This window comes from Bradyrhizobium sp. SZCCHNR3119 (assembly GCF_032487775.1).
In the GTDB taxonomy this organism is placed as follows: domain Bacteria; phylum Pseudomonadota; class Alphaproteobacteria; order Rhizobiales; family Xanthobacteraceae; genus Bradyrhizobium.
In genome coordinates, this window is the sequence record NZ_JAUEUV010000001.1 from 1,512,501 (window position 1) to 1,527,776 (window position 15,276).

Annotated in this window: 10 protein-coding genes, 2 tRNA genes and 1 rRNA gene; 7 read left to right on the forward strand and 6 right to left on the reverse strand. The window is 63.5% G+C overall.

Annotation, left to right across the window (positions count from 1 at the left end; all coding sequences use genetic code 11):
* Positions 1–328 precede the first annotated feature (328 nt).
* From QX034_RS07255 to QX034_RS07265, 3 genes are all read right to left on the reverse strand, one after another.
* Positions 329–404 (reverse strand) — tRNA-Ala (locus QX034_RS07255).
* Between the two features lie 37 nt (positions 405–441).
* Positions 442–518: transfer RNA gene (locus tag QX034_RS07260), tRNA-Ile, on the reverse strand.
* 219 nt (positions 519–737) lie between these two features.
* Positions 738–2,226 (reverse strand): 16S ribosomal RNA (locus QX034_RS07265).
* Positions 2,227–3,097: 871 nt separating this feature from the next.
* On the opposite strand from QX034_RS07265, the gene QX034_RS07270 reads away from it, so the two are divergent.
* The 7 genes from QX034_RS07270 (at position 3,098) to QX034_RS07300 (ending at position 10,230) form a co-directional block, all read left to right on the forward strand.
* Positions 3,098–5,107, forward strand: coding sequence for a M23 family metallopeptidase (locus QX034_RS07270; RefSeq protein WP_315706390.1), 2,010 nt, complete (start codon positions 3,098–3,100; stop codon positions 5,105–5,107).
* Between the two features lie 284 nt (positions 5,108–5,391).
* Positions 5,392–5,976 carry a thermostable hemolysin gene (locus tag QX034_RS07275; RefSeq protein WP_315706391.1) on the forward strand — a complete coding sequence of 195 codons (585 nt, stop codon included), beginning with the start codon at positions 5,392–5,394 and terminating at the stop codon, positions 5,974–5,976.
* On the forward strand, positions 5,960–7,438 hold the full coding sequence (locus QX034_RS07280) for an AMP-binding protein (RefSeq protein ID WP_315706392.1): 1,479 nt from the start codon (positions 5,960–5,962) through the stop codon (positions 7,436–7,438). The genes QX034_RS07275 and QX034_RS07280 overlap by 17 nt, the downstream gene beginning before the upstream one ends.
* Positions 7,435–8,106: an iron-containing redox enzyme family protein gene (locus QX034_RS07285; protein ID WP_315706393.1), complete on the forward strand. Its 672-nt coding sequence runs from the start codon at positions 7,435–7,437 to the stop codon at positions 8,104–8,106. Before QX034_RS07280 ends, QX034_RS07285 begins: the two co-directional genes overlap by 4 nt.
* Complete coding sequence (locus tag QX034_RS07290) at positions 8,096–8,875, forward strand: SDR family NAD(P)-dependent oxidoreductase (protein ID WP_315706394.1); 780 nt, start codon at positions 8,096–8,098, stop codon at positions 8,873–8,875. The genes QX034_RS07285 and QX034_RS07290 overlap by 11 nt, the downstream gene beginning before the upstream one ends.
* A gap of 30 nt (positions 8,876–8,905) precedes the next feature.
* Positions 8,906–9,568, forward strand: coding sequence for a tetratricopeptide repeat protein (locus QX034_RS07295; RefSeq protein WP_315706395.1), 663 nt, complete (start codon positions 8,906–8,908; stop codon positions 9,566–9,568).
* Positions 9,569–9,672: 104 nt separating this feature from the next.
* Entirely contained in the window at positions 9,673–10,230 is a 558-nt protein-coding gene (locus QX034_RS07300) for a methyltransferase domain-containing protein (RefSeq protein ID WP_315706396.1), read from the forward strand.
* A gap of 7 nt (positions 10,231–10,237) precedes the next feature.
* Here the strand turns inward: QX034_RS07300 and QX034_RS07305 are convergent, their stop codons facing one another.
* From QX034_RS07305 to clpB, 3 genes are all read right to left on the reverse strand, one after another.
* Positions 10,238–11,602 (reverse strand): HAMP domain-containing sensor histidine kinase, encoded by a 1,365-nt coding sequence (locus QX034_RS07305; RefSeq protein ID WP_315706397.1) that lies wholly within the window; start codon positions 11,600–11,602, stop codon positions 10,238–10,240.
* Positions 11,599–12,276: a response regulator transcription factor gene (locus QX034_RS07310; protein ID WP_315706398.1), complete on the reverse strand. Its 678-nt coding sequence runs from the start codon at positions 12,274–12,276 to the stop codon at positions 11,599–11,601. The genes QX034_RS07305 and QX034_RS07310 overlap by 4 nt, the downstream gene beginning before the upstream one ends.
* A gap of 287 nt (positions 12,277–12,563) precedes the next feature.
* Positions 12,564–15,203 carry an ATP-dependent chaperone ClpB gene (gene clpB / locus QX034_RS07315; RefSeq protein ID WP_315743800.1) on the reverse strand — a complete coding sequence of 880 codons (2,640 nt, stop codon included), beginning with the start codon at positions 15,201–15,203 and terminating at the stop codon, positions 12,564–12,566.
* Positions 15,204–15,276 lie beyond the last annotated feature (73 nt).

The following is a 15,276-nucleotide window of genomic DNA, read 5'->3' on the forward strand; positions in this document are numbered from 1 at the left end:
CTTCTTAAGATCGAACCGATAGCGAGGCGGTCAAGCTTCGCTAACAGAGCCGTTTACAACAACACGAAAGCTTCACAGCTTCCGTCTTGCGCCGAAACGGCCCGGAGATAGTGAAGGTCACGCACAGTTTAATGCCGAAAGCTCCCGCTCGATTGCTCGAGTGAATGCCCTCAGCCTGCACGATCCCAACTCGGATCGATCTCCTCTTCACGATGTCAGATAACACGCAGCCTCAAGTCCTGGTGAGGACAATGAGATGCGAATTGGTGTCTCGCGGACGATGTCGAACCTGCGCTCTCTCAAGCTGCCGACCGGCAATCAAACCATCTGGTGGAGCCAGACGGGATCGAACCGACGACCTCATGCTTGCAAAGCACGCGCTCTCCCAGCTGAGCTATGGCCCCGTAACCAGAAGACGAATGCCATGCTGCGCCAGAAAAGTGGTGGGCCTGGGAAGACTTGAACTTCCGACCTCACGCTTATCAAGCGCGCGCTCTAACCAACTGAGCTACAAGCCCTTAACGCTTAACGAGGCTTGCGGTGCCGCGATCCACGACGCTGTCGCGCCCGATCGTTGCGCTCAGCCCCTGGCGCGTGTTCGTCCGCGAAGAAAGAGAAACGAAGACGGCGAAATCCCGCCAATGGAGCTCATCAGGATCTGGCGATCGTGATGGCCCCTGAATGTTTCTAAAACGATCCGATAGTGAACGTGATGTTCACTGAAGGATCATCCTTAGAAAGGAGGTGATCCAGCCGCAGGTTCCCCTACGGCTACCTTGTTACGACTTCACCCCAGTCGCTGACCCTACCGTGGTCGGCTGCCTCCATTGCTGGTTAGCGCACCGCCTTCAGGTAAAGCCAACTCCCATGGTGTGACGGGCGGTGTGTACAAGGCCCGGGAACGTATTCACCGTGGCGTGCTGATCCACGATTACTAGCGATTCCAACTTCATGGGCTCGAGTTGCAGAGCCCAATCCGAACTGAGACGGCTTTTTGAGATTTGCGAAGGGTTGCCCCTTAGCTTCCCACTGTCACCGCCATTGTAGCACGTGTGTAGCCCAGCCCGTAAGGGCCATGAGGACTTGACGTCATCCCCACCTTCCTCGCGGCTTATCACCGGCAGTCTCCTTAGAGTGCTCAACTAAATGGTAGCAACTAAGGACGGGGGTTGCGCTCGTTGCGGGACTTAACCCAACATCTCACGACACGAGCTGACGACAGCCATGCAGCACCTGTGTTCCGGGCTCCGAAGAGAAGGTCACATCTCTGCGACCGGTCCCAGACATGTCAAGGGCTGGTAAGGTTCTGCGCGTTGCGTCGAATTAAACCACATGCTCCACCGCTTGTGCGGGCCCCCGTCAATTCCTTTGAGTTTTAATCTTGCGACCGTACTCCCCAGGCGGAATGCTTAAAGCGTTAGCTGCGCCACTGGTGAGTAAACCCACCAACGGCTGGCATTCATCGTTTACGGCGTGGACTACCAGGGTATCTAATCCTGTTTGCTCCCCACGCTTTCGTGCCTCAGCGTCAGTATCGGGCCAGTGAGCCGCCTTCGCCACTGGTGTTCTTGCGAATATCTACGAATTTCACCTCTACACTCGCAGTTCCACTCACCTCTCCCGAACTCAAGATCTTCAGTATCAAAGGCAGTTCTGGAGTTGAGCTCCAGGATTTCACCCCTGACTTAAAGACCCGCCTACGCACCCTTTACGCCCAGTGATTCCGAGCAACGCTAGCCCCCTTCGTATTACCGCGGCTGCTGGCACGAAGTTAGCCGGGGCTTATTCTTGCGGTACCGTCATTATCTTCCCGCACAAAAGAGCTTTACAACCCTAGGGCCTTCATCACTCACGCGGCATGGCTGGATCAGGCTTGCGCCCATTGTCCAATATTCCCCACTGCTGCCTCCCGTAGGAGTTTGGGCCGTGTCTCAGTCCCAATGTGGCTGATCATCCTCTCAGACCAGCTACTGATCGTCGCCTTGGTGGGCCTTTACCCCACCAACTAGCTAATCAGACGCGGGCCGATCTTTCGGCGATAAATCTTTCCCCGTAAGGGCTTATCCGGTATTAGCACAAGTTTCCCTGTGTTGTTCCGAACCAAAAGGTACGTTCCCACGCGTTACTCACCCGTCTGCCGCTGACGTATTGCTACGCCCGCTCGACTTGCATGTGTTAAGCCTGCCGCCAGCGTTCGCTCTGAGCCAGGATCAAACTCTCAAGTTGAACTTGAAGCTTTGAACCGGCTGATCACAACGTTTGACGAGGTCCCACCTATCAATCACCCACGCTTCACAGCGCAAATGATCATGGTGTTACCTTTGAAACATTGTCCGCCGAAGTCTTCTCGTCCGATCTCAGAACCAAAAGCCGAAGCTCTCAACCCCAAGACCCGCAAGGACTCCGCCGTCCACGTTTCTCTTTCTTCATCTTCACTTGTCAAACAGCCTGGAACCGAAGTTCCACCTCCGCGAAGGAGGGTCGCTCAACCTTATTCGACGACGATGGGCAACCGGGTTCTACCGGTTGTGCACCACTCATCAAAAGTGAGGAGCAGAACGGGCGCGAGTGCTTGCCCCGGTCAGTTCCGAAGCAGCGCCGCGCTCAGTGGTCGTGCTTATAGGGGGGTCCGATCCGGGTGTCAACGACCAATGTCAACAAATCGTCGCATCGAATCATTTTTCTTCAGGCCGCCCGACGCCGTGTCGTTTTGCCGTGGTCTCCCGGCGCGGCGCCGCACTTGGGCCACAATCCTGCGACGATTTGTTAATATGTACTTGATTCACCGGCGCCAGCGGGGACTGCCGGTGGTCTATCTCAAGGAAATGGCGAGCCCTTCGCCTGATCCTGACGGCCGAGACAACATCGAGAGATCCTGAACAAGCCTCATGGTTCGTGTTTCCGGCTTCTGAAGCGCCAGAATCCCGGACCACCTGCAGCATGCCATCATCTTGAGCCGTTTCTGTTGAACGGTGCGGAGGCCGGCCGCTGCAGCTGACGAGGCTCAGCTTGGGATGTTCGGTGTCGGGCGGTGAATTTGGGGGACGAGCGGTTGAACCATCGGACGTCACGCGGGGGGCATGGGCGCGAGATCGGCATGATCGATCTCGGTCATGAACCGCCGCTGTCGGTCGACGGCTCCGAAGCAGCGGTGATCGATCGCCGCCGGGTTTCCGTCCAATGGTTTTCAGGCACGATCCTGACCGGGCTTTGCGGCGCGGCCCTGATCGGCGGCGCCGTTTTCGCCTCCCTTGATGGTGAGCTGACGTTCGCGCGCATGCCGGAACGGGTCGAAACCGCCTTGCGGGGCGCCTTTGGCGGCGGCGACCGGGTTACGACGCTGCGCAAGAGCGACCGGCTGCCGCCGCCGAGCGAGGCCGCCGCAGCCCGCAGCGTGGTCCGCGTCTCGACGGTGACCCGGGTCGGCGCCCGCGACGTCGTCAAGGTTCGGCCGTTCGTGCGCGTCTCCGGCAACCTCGCGATGGCGACCAGCGATCTGTCGGCCAAGATCCCGCCCTTCAACGCCCAGCGCCTGTTGAGCGATGCCGATTCGAACGCGAACGGAACCGCTGCGGATCCGAACAATCCGGAAGCGGTCGAGCCCGACGCCGAGGTCTCCTTCGTGACCAAGGATCTTGCCGCCGTCCTGCCGAAGGCCAAGATCGCCGCCGTCGTGCCGCTCGATGAAATCATGATGCGCGTCCGCGACACCGCCAATTGGCGCGGCAATGGCGGCGGCGTCCGCTACGCCGCCCTCGCCAATGCGGCGGCGGATGCGACCGGCGCCCAGGGTGACCTGAAATTGGCCTATGCCAGCGACGGCAGCGTTCCCGACCCCTATGCCGGCTTCGAGACCCGCATCGTGCCGGAAAACGTCACCCTGCTGCCGAAGACCAAGGAGCAGATCACCGGCGGTAATCCGATCGGCGAGCGCATCCATCTGGTCAAGAAGGGCGACACGGTCACATCGATCCTGCGCGACCAGGGAGCGACGCCCGACGAGGCGAAAACCATCGCCGCGACACTGGGGCCGCGTGGCCGCGACGGCGGTTTGAAGGAAGGCGAGAAGGTGCGGATCCTGATGGGTCCCTCCAGTCCCGCGCCTGGCGCCCGGCTGCAGCCGTTCCGCGTGATCGTCGCTAACGATACGGTGGTCGAGGCCGTGGCTGCGCTGTCCGACCTCGGCAAATATGTCGCCGTGGACGTGCAGAGCATGAACACGGTGACCGATACGGCCGAGAGCACCAATGACGAGGAGGACGACGGCTCGGGCGTCCGGCTCTATCAGAGCATTTATGAGACCGCGTTGCGCAACAAGGTGCCGAACCCGGTCATCGACGAGATGATCCGAATCTACTCCTACGACGTCGACTTCCAGCGCAAGGTCCAGCCCGGCGATTCCTTCGACGTGTTCTATTCCGGCGACGACGACGAAAAGACCCCTGACAAAGGCGACGTGCTCTTCGCCTCCCTCACCGTCGGGGGCGAGACCAAGAAGTATTACAAGTTCATCACCCCTGACGACGGCGTGGTCGACTACTATGACGAGACCGGCAAGAGCGCGAAGAAGTTCCTGGTGCGCAAGCCGGTCAACAACGCCATCATGCGCTCCGGCTTCGGCGGCCGCCGCCATCCGATCCTCGGCTATGTGAAGATGCACACCGGCGTCGACTGGGCCACCGCCTACGGCACGCCGATCTTCGCCGCCGGCAACGGCGTGATCGAGACGGCCGGCCTCGAGGGCGGCTACGGCAAATATATCCGCATCAAGCACAACAACGGCTATGAGACCGCCTATGGCCACATGTCGGCCTTCGCCAAGGGCATGGAGCAGGGCAAGCGGGTGCGCCAGGGCCAGGTAATCGGCTTCGTCGGATCCACCGGCATGTCGACCGGCCCGCACGTGCACTACGAGATCCTGGTCAACGGCCGCTTCGTCGACCCGATGCGGGTGAAGCTGCCGCGCGGCCGTTCGCTCGAAGGAACGCTGATGGCGAATTTCGAGAAGGAGCGCGACCGCGTCGACCAGATGATGGCCGGCCGCAACGGTGGCTCCCGCCTCTCGGATGCCGGCCCATTGCAGATGCAGCAGGTGAGCAACAGGTAGCGTCCATTGCCCTTCCGCACCGGTGGGTGCCGGGGCTCAGCCGCAATCACTGGCCATCCGGTCGACAGCACGCGGGATAGGCGGCTGATGAGGCCGAAATACCAACCGTAACGCGGTCGAGCCGGGCATTCATCGCCTCCCTCGTCGGCGACCTGCATACTTCCTCCACTCCAGGCCGCCGCAAATTCGCCAAACAATTTCCGCGATCTTTCCCCGATCACGTAAGTCTGACGAAAGCTGAGCTTTGTCTGTTCCGCGCCATCTTCAATGAAGAGCGAGCGGAAATGGAAACCGTGCATGTCGTCGAGCGCTGCGATCCTCAGCGGTCCGAGGCAGAAGCGTTCGTCCGGGACGTCTACCGTCGCGAGTACGGTGCCAAGGTCACCGATTTCGCCAACCGGTTGATCTGCCGGTTCGGGCCCGGCGGACAGATCTCATGCGTGGCCGGCCTTCGGCTCGCCGAGGAAGGTTTCTTCTCCGAGCGATATCTCTCCGATCCGGTCGAGACGGCCCTGTCGCGCGCCGCCGGGTGCAGCGTCAATCGCGGCGACATCTACGAGGTCACGACGCTGGCCAGTCGCTCGCCGCGCGAGATCGCTGCCTTCATCAACGACATCATCACGTTCGGAACGGAGCGCGGCCTCTCATGGTCGTTCTTCACGCTGACGCGCCGCCTCAACCTGCTGCTCACGCGGCTTCACCTCGCACCGATCTACCTGGCCGACGCCACCTCGGATCGCGTGGCCGATCCGTCGGCATGGGGCCGCTATTACGAGACCGAGCCGAAGGTCTACGGCGTATACGATGACGGCCTGCTCCGCACCCGTGCATCCAGCGCTGCGGAGGCTCACCATGCGCACCTTTTTTGAGACGGTCGTGGCCCATGCAGGGCGTGATCCAGCACGAATCGCGTGCAGCGATTCCGAGAGGATGCTGACGCGGTCCAACCTGCTGAGTGAGGCGGCGCGGCTCGCCGCCCGCCTCCCGAAGGCAGCGCGCACCGTTGGACTTCTGATGCCGAATAGCTGCGATCAGGCCATCGCGCAGCTGGCCTGCGTTGCGGCCGGCCGAATCACCGTGCCGCTGCCGACCTTCTTCAGCCCCCAGCAGCTCGAGCACATCGTGCGTGACGCAGGGATCGACTTGGTCCTCACCGGGGCAACCGACACCGATGCCTTGCCTGCAGGGCTGCCGCGAATGCAGGCCACCTCGAACGGCGCTGAGGCAGCTATTCCCGCCTTCGAGCCCGGCTTCGGCGCCATCATCTACACGTCGGGAAGCTCCGGCCAGCCGAAGGGGGTCCGGCACGAGAGCGGCCAGATCGGCTGGTCCGCAGCCGCACTTGCCCGAGCGATCGATGCAACCGAATCCGATTCGTATCTGTCCCTGCTGCCGCTATCGCTTCTGCTCGAGACCATCTGCGCCATCTTCGTTCCTGCACTGGTCGGCGGGCGCGTGCACTTCGACACCGCGGTCGCCGAGGCGATTGGACGCGGCGCTCCGTCCGGCATTGCCGAGTCGTTCGCGCAGCACCGCCCGACCACGGGCGTGCTGGTTCCGGAGCTGCTGCGACTTTGGGTCGCCGAGCTCGCAGCTCTCAGGCGCCGTGCACCAGACAGCCTGCGCTTCGTCGCCGTTGGCGGCGCCGCAGTGCCGGTCGCGGTGGCGGAGGCCGCTTGGCAGTTCGGGATTCCCGTCCACGAAGGATATGGGCTTTCGGAATGCTGCTCGGTGGTGGCCCTGAACCGACCCGGCCAGCGCGTCGGCGGCACCGTCGGACAACCGCTCCCCGGGCTCTCGGTCGCGATCCATGACGGCGAAGTCCATGTCGACGGTCCCTGCGTGACCGATGGCTATCTGAGCGGCGGCCCGTCGCCGCGGCCCTGGCCGACCGGCGATCTCGGCGCCCTGGACGATCAGGGGCGGCTGACCATTTTCGGTCGGCGCGACAATCTCATCGTCACCGCGCTCGGACGCAACATCAGTCCTGAATGGGTCGAAACCACGCTGCTCCAGGACCCGAGCATCGCCTTCTGTGCCGTTGCAGCGGCCGAAGCCGGTCTCGCCGCGCTCATCGTTGCCACACCCCAGGCGGCGGGATGGTTTGCGTCGGCCGGCACGGACGTCGTCCAGGCACGCATCGCCGGCCTCTGTGCCGCACTGCCCGCCTATGCGCGACCGCTACGCGTCGAGGTGATCAGCCTCGCTGACGCAAAGGATGCCGGGCTCCTCACCGACAACGGCCGGATCCGGCGGCGCGTCGCGCGCGACCTTCTGGCCACCCTGTCCACCCCCTCCCCCCTCAGCTCAGAAGAAAGGACCGAACCATGAGCTTTCATGAGCGTCTGACCAGCGCAACTGCCGCCGCACGTGAGCAGTTCCTCGCTATCCCCCTCATCCAGAACGCACCACGCTACGGTGCGCCCAAGAGCCTCTATGTCGCCTTCCTCGCGGAAGCCTATCATCACGTGAAGCACACCTTCCCGCTGCTCGCGCTCGCGGCTTCGCGGACCACCGACGAACGCTATCAGGACGCGCTCGTCGAATACATGGAAGAGGAGCGCGGCCACGAGAAATGGATCCTCGACGACATCAAAGCGATGGGCGGCGACGCCGAGGCTGTGCACAACGGCCAGCCGGGCGCGGCCTGTCGCGTGATGGTCGCCTTTGCCTATCACGCCATCGAGCATGTGAGCCCTTATGCGATGCTCGGCAGCGTCCACGTTCTCGAAGGAATCTCGGTGCTGCTCGCCGATCAGCTCGCCGCGACGCTGCGGCAAAGCTTCGCGGTGGAGGGCGGCGGTGCCGGCTTCTCCTATCTGACCTCGCACGGCAGTCTCGATCAGGAGCACGTGGCTTTCTTCCGAAAAGTCGTCGACCGCATCGAGGATCCGATCGCGCAGGCCATCATCATCGATCATTCGAAGATGTTCTATCGCCTCTATGGCGACATCTTCCGTGATCTTGGCGCCCGTCCGGAACTCAGCCATGCAGCTTGACGGCAAATGCGTCCTGATCACAGGGGGCGGGTCCGGCATCGGCCGGGCTCTCGCCGTCGAGGCGGCACGGCGCGGCATGAAGCTCGCCTTGTGCGGCCGCCGCTACGAGGCCCTGAAGGAGACCGCAACCTCATTGGTGAGCAGCTGCGACCCGCTGGTGATCGAAGCGGACCTCACCGTGCCGGCGCACCGGGCGCGGATCGTGACGCGGTTGAGCAGCGCCTGGGGTCACCTCGACGTGCTGGTCAATAATGCCGGGATCGTGGCTGGCGGAGCCGTCACTCATCTCGACGACCATGCCATGGAGCAGACGTTCCGCACCAACGTCATTGCGCCGATGGCACTGACGCGCGATCTCGCGGGGCTGTTGGCAAGGGCCCGACCGTCACGCGTGGTGAATGTCGGATCGATGTTCGGCGATATCGCCTATCCCGGGTTCGCCGCCTACTCGGCGTCGAAATTCGCACTGCGCGGCTTTTCCAGCGCCCTGCGCCGCGAATGGCGCCAGCTCGGCATCGGTGTGACCTATGCGGCTCCCCGTGCGACGCAGACGGACGCGGCCGCCGCCTTCCAGGACCTGATCACCGCGAACGGCATGCAGCTCGACGACCCGGCCCGCGTCGCAGCCGCGATCTGGCGCGGCGTGGAAGCCGGGCGGGACGACATCTATCCGCGCGGGGCTGAGCGCCTGTTCGTGCTGATCCAGCGCCTTGCCCCTCGGCTCATCGACCGCGCCCTTGCCCGCACCACGGCGCGCTCCGCCGTCTAATCTCCTGAACAACTACGAGAAGGCCAACTCATGCGTGCCCGACTGCACAACCTCGCTTATTGGATCATGCTCGCCACGTCGATCACCGCGGCGCCTGCCCACGCAGCCGAGGATCCATTGATGACATCGATCCGGCAGATCCAGACGCGATGGGAAACCATCAAGTTCACCGTGCCGGAAGGCGACGAGCAGACGCGCCAGATGGACGCGCTCGGGTCGGAGGTCGACGCGCTGGCGGCAAAATATCCCGACCGCGTCGAAGCGCAGATCTGGGACGGTATCGTCACCAGCGAACGAGCCTCCATGTACAGCGCCTTCTCGGCACTGTCGCTCGCCAACCGGGCTCGCGATACGCTGGAGAAGGCGTACAAGATGAGCCCAACCGCGCTCGATGGCGGCGCACCGACGAGCCTCGGCGTGCTGTACTACCGCGTACCCGGTTTTCCGGTCGGCTTCGGCGACAACAGCAAGGCGCGCACCCTTCTGGAGCAGGCGACCGCTTCGGCACCGAACGGGCTCGATGCCTGGTATTTCTATGGCGACTTCCTGGTGTCGCGGGGCGAATATGCGCGGGCGCGCGACGCTTTCATGCACGCTCTCTCGATTCCAGCGCATCCCGACCGGCCGCTCTGGGACAAGAACCGCCGGATCGTCATCAAGGAGAAGCTCGATGACATCAGGGCCAAGCAATGACCGCAGCAGAGAATGCGAGCCGGAGCGGCGGCGGACTGTGGCATCGCTTCGGCCGTCAGCTCGCCCGCCCCAAGGGCCTCACCGGGCTTCTGGTCGGCCGCTTGATGGCCCAGATCAACCGGGCGCCATACCGCTTGGCGCTCGAAGCCCTGGCTCCCCAGCGATCCGACCGGGTCCTTGAGATCGGCTTCGGCCCCGGCGAGGGCATTGCCGCCCTCGCAGTGCAAGTATCTGCCGGCCGCATCATCGGCCTCGACGCGGCGTCGGCGATGCTTGCGCAAGCGTCGCGGCGCAACCGAAAAGCCATCGCCGAGGGACGCGTCGCCCTTGGCATTGGCGAGGCCAGCGACCTGCCCTGGGCGGCGGCCAGCTTCGACCGCGTGCTCGCCGTCAACGTGGCCTACTTCTTCGATTCGCGTGGTGATGCCGCGTCCGAAATCCGTCGCGTGCTCGCGCCAGGCGGCCGGGCCGTTCTCTATGTGACCGATCGCGCGACCATGGCCCACTGGCCGTTCGCGGGACCGCAGACGCACAAGACCTATGATGCGTTCAGCCTCCAGCAGTTGCTCCGGGCCGGAGGCTTCGCGGCAGACAGGATCCGGATCGAGCGGCACCGCCTTCCATTCGGAGCATGGGGTCTGGTTGCGATTGCTTCGGCCTGACGACCCGTCAGCTCACGTGAGCAATCAGCTTCTTCGCTGGGGGAAATCGCATCTCGGCGCATCCACCGCCCGGTGCGTTCGACAGATTGAGTTCACCGCCATGGGCGAGCATGGTCCGCTCGACGATCGATAGGCCCAGGCCCGCACCGTCGCGCCGGTCGCTGCGCACGAGCCCGCTTCTACGCCATTCGGCGTCCAGCACCTGCGCCGGAAATCCCGGCCCGCAATCGCGGACGGCGATTGCCGGCACATTTGTAATCTCGACCGAGATCGTGCCGTTCGCCGGCGAATGCTCCAGCGCGTTCTCAATGAGATTGCGGACAGCGCGGAAGATGTCGTCGCGCCCCCCGGACACGATCACGGGCTGATCGCCGGCAACAACTTCGATCAGACGGCCGCGGGCGACGATCTGAGGGGCGAGAAAGGCCGCCGTCTCGCGCGCCACGTCGCGCAGATCGACCACGTCGCCAGGCTCGATACGGAAGCGGCCGAGCCGGGCGCGGTCGAGCATCTGCTCGACCAGGCGCTCCATGCCGCCCAAATCGGTCTCCAGCAGCCGGGCCTGGGGCACGTCAAGCGCCGCGAGCTGCGCCTTCATGACCGAGAGCGGGGTCCGCAATTCGTGCGCCACGTCGGCGACGAACTCCTCCTGCAACTGATAGGCCTGCCGCAGCCGGATGAACGCCTCGTTGACCGTCCGCACCAGCGCCAGAAGATCGTGCGGCAGGCCCTTCTCGCTGAGAAGCACCGCCACACCACCCGGCTGGATCGCCCTCGCCTGCTCCACCGCCTGGGCCAGCGGGCGCAACGCGAGGCGCGCGACGACGATGTTCGTCAGCAGGAACAGCCCCAGAAACGGAATCCAGAGCCAGGCGATCTTCTTCATGAATTCGTGCAGGACGGATTCGAAGATGATGTCGCCAGAGGGAAAGACGATCTGCAGGGCGGCGAATGACGAGATGTTCGGAATGCGTCCGGTGAGGCCAAACAATTCGGGCTGCGTACCGCTCGCAGGCAGGCGGAAATAGAAGTACGACAAGGACGTCGGATCGAAGGCAATGAATGGGTCGGTCACCTCCGGCGAACCGGCAAGCTTCTGGCCGTCGATATCGAGCAGGATGAACCGGCCACCCGCCTCCGCAATCCGGCGTCTCGTTTCCTCGCTGACCTGCGCCCTCAGCTTGCCATCGCCATCCGTGACGTCCTTGAGGATGTCCGCAGCGAAGCCTTGCAGCGTGCCTTCATAGAAGAGCGAGTGCGGGCCGTGGAAGCGCGTATAGAGGAATAGCGTCGCCACGCCGACGGCACACAGGCTCACCAATACGAGGCCAAGCACGAGACGGCCGAACAGGCCCTGGTGCAAATGTCTCAAGGTCGTCGCTCGGAGAGAAGATAGCCGATGCCGCGCAGGGTGAAGATCTCCCGCTCCGCGCCGGCCTCCGCGAGCTTCTTGCGCAGACGATGCATAAGCACCTCGATGGCGTTGGAGCTGACCTCTTCGCCATAACCATAGAGCGCCTCCTCCAGCGAGGATTTCGGCACGACACGGGGGCGACAGCGCATCAGGAGCTCCAGCGCGCCGACCTCGCGGCGGGTGAGATCCACCACGATACCGTTCACCTTGGCCCGGCGTTCGCCCGGGTCCAGCGCAATGTTGCCGTCGTGAAGGACGCTCTGGAACGTCGTGCCTGGCCGCCGCAGCAGTGCGCGGACCCGCGCGATCAGTTCGTCCGGGTTGAACGGTTTGCGCAGGTAGTCGTCAGCACCGCCATTGAGGCCGCTGATGACGGACGACGCGTCATCCCGAGCGGTCAGCAGCAGGATTGGCGTCGAGGCGCCACGACGCCGGAGCGAATCGAGCAGATCCATGCCATCGCCATCGGGCAGGCCGAGATCGAGCACGATGCAGTCGTAATCGGTCGTCCGCAATGCGACCTCGGCGTCGCCCAGCGTTACGAACGGATCGACGGCAAAGCCGGCGCTGCGCAGCGCGTTGGTCGTCAGCCCGCGCAAGCGTCGATTGTCTTCCAGAAATAAGATCCGCACGTCCGCTTTGACCCGCGTCGCGCATGCCGGGCATGCGCATGAAGTTCCGATGCGCAGGTCGCTAACACACATCCGAGGCGGCATCGACGGATGAGGGGAACACATTCAAATTTCCACGGGGATTTGATCGAGTGATTCATTTGCATATCAGTCGCATTTGCACCCATCATTCTAACGAAAACGCCCCTCACCGCGACACGCGGTAAGGGGCGCAGACTTGTTAGTATCGGGCTCTTCCTGGCGTCGGGTTCACCGACCTCCTGCTGTCGGCGTCCGCCGCGCCCGGATCAGTTCAGCTTGCGCTTCGGGATCGGCGCCTCGAAGGTTGCGATCTCGGCAGTGTGCGGCACCTTGCCGTTGAAGGTCAGCACATTGCCTTCGGCCGAGATCGTCATGTGATCGCCGTCCTTCACGTCGCCCGCCAGGATCATCTCGGCGAGCGGATCCTGCAGGTAACGCTGGATCACGCGCTTCAGGGGACGCGCACCATAGGCCGGATCCCAGCCTTTGACCGCGAGCCAATCGCGCGCCACCTCGTCGAGGGTGAGCTCGATCTTGCGCTCCTCCAGCAGCTTCTGCAGCCGAGTGAACTGAATCTCGACGATCCGCCCCATCTCGCTCTTCTGCAGCCGATGGAACAGGATGATCTCGTCGACGCGGTTCAGGAATTCGGGGCGGAAATGCGCCCGCACCGTACCCATCACCAGATCGCGCACCTCCGATGTATCCTCGCCCTCCGGCTGGTTGACCAGGAACTCGGAGCCGAGATTGCTGGTCATGATGATCAGCGTGTTGCGGAAGTCGACGGTGCGGCCCTGGCCATCGGTCAGGCGGCCGTCGTCGAGCACCTGCAGCAGCACGTTGAACACATCAGGATGCGCCTTCTCGATCTCGTCGAACAGCACGACCTGATAGGGCCGGCGCCGCACGGCTTCGGTCAGCGCCCCGCCCTCGTCATAGCCGACATAGCCGGGAGGCGCGCCGATCAGCCGCGACACCGAATGCTTCTCCATGTACTCGGACATGTCGAGGCGGACCATCGCAGTCTCGTCGTTGAAGAGATACTCCGCCAGCGCCTTGGTCAGCTCGGTCTTGCCGACTCCGGTCGGGCCTAGGAACATGAACGAGCCCATCGGCCGGTTCGGATCCTGCAGGCCTGCGCGCGAGCGGCGCACGGCGGTTGCCACCGCATGCACGGCCTCGGCCTGACCAACAACGCGCTTGGCCAGGCTCTCCTCCATCCGCAGCAGCTTGTCCTTCTCGCCTTCCAGCATCTTATCGACGGGAACGCCGGTCCAGCGCGAGACCACCTGCGCGATGTGGTTGGCGGTGACCGCCTCCTCCATCATCTCGCCGGCATTCTCCTTGGCCTCGATGTCCGCAAGCCGCTTCTCGAGTTCCGGAATGCTGCCATAGGCGAGTTCGCCCGCACGCTGATATTCGCCACGGCGCTGCGCATTGGCGAGTTCGATGCGCAGGGCATCCAGCTCGCTCTTCAGCTTCTGCGCATTCGAGAGCTTGTTCTTTTCCGCGCTCCAGCGCGCGGTCAGGCCTGCCGACTTCTCCGAGAGATCGGCGAGTTCCTTCTCCAGCGTCAGCAGCCGGCTCTTCGAACCGGGATCGGTTTCCTTCTTCAGCGCTTCCTGCTCGATCTTGAGCCGGATGATCTCACGATCCATCGAATCCAGCTCCTCCGGCTTGGAGTCGACCTGCATCTTCAGCCGCGCCGCCGCCTCGTCCATCAGGTCGATGGCCTTGTCGGGCAGGAAGCGGTCGGTGATGTAGCGGTTCGACAGCGTCGCCGACGCCACCAGCGCGGAGTCGGTGATGCGCACGCCGTGGTGCTGCTCGTATTTGTCCTTCAGGCCGCGCAGGATCGAAATCGTATCCTCGACCGAGGGCTCGGAGACGAAGATCGGCTGGAAACGCCGCGCCAGCGCCGCATCCTTCTCGACGTGCTTCTGATACTCGTCGAGCGTGGTGGCGCCGATGCAGTGCAGTTCGCCGCGCGCCAGCGCCGGCTTGAGCAGGTTCGACGCGTCCATCGCACCGTCGGCCTTGCCGGCGCCGATCAGCGTGTGCATCTCGTCGATGAACAGGATGAAGCTGCCTTCGGCCGCGGTGACTTCCTGCAGCACGGCCTTCAGCCGCTCTTCGAACTCGCCGCGATATTTCGCGCCCGCAATCAGCGCGCCGAGATCAAGCGCCAGCAGCCGCTTGTCCTTCAGACTCTCCGGCACGTCGCCGTTGATGATGCGCAGCGCCAGGCCTTCGACGATCGCGGTCTTGCCGACGCCGGGCTCACCGATCAGCACGGGATTGTTCTTGGTGCGGCGGGACAGCACTTGAATGGTGCGGCGGATCTCCTCGTCACGGCCGATCACCGGATCGAGCTTGCCGTCGCGCGCGGCCTGGGTCAGGTCGCGGGCATATTTCTTCAGGGCATCATAGGCGTTCTCGGCGGTCGCCGAATCGGCGGTGCGGCCCTTGCGCAAGGTCTCGATCGCAGCATTGAGGTTCTGCGCCGTCACCCCGCCCTTGCTCAGGATCGTGCCGGCCTCGCTGTTCTTCTCCAGCGCCAGCCCGAGCAGGAGCCGTTCGACCGTGACAAAACTGTCGCCGGCCTTCTCGGCCGCTTTCTCGGCCGCGTCGAAGGCGCGCGCCAGTTCGGGCGACAGGTACACCTGCCCGGCGCCACTGCCCGACACTTTCGGCAACTTGTTCAGGCCATCCTCGGTCGCCTTGAGGATCGCGCGCGAATTGCCGCCGGCGCGATCGATCAGACCAGCCGCCAAGCCTTCAGTGTCGTCGAGCAGAACCTTGAGGAGGTGCAGGGGCGAGAACTGCTGGTGCCCATCGCGCACGGCCAGCGACTGGGCGGATTGGATGAAGCCCCGAGCACGTTCGGTATATTTTTCGATATTCATAACTGGTTTCCCTCAGCCTGCCGCTCACGCCCCGAAAGCACGTTGTCGGCATCTTCACTGGGTTTCGCTCCTC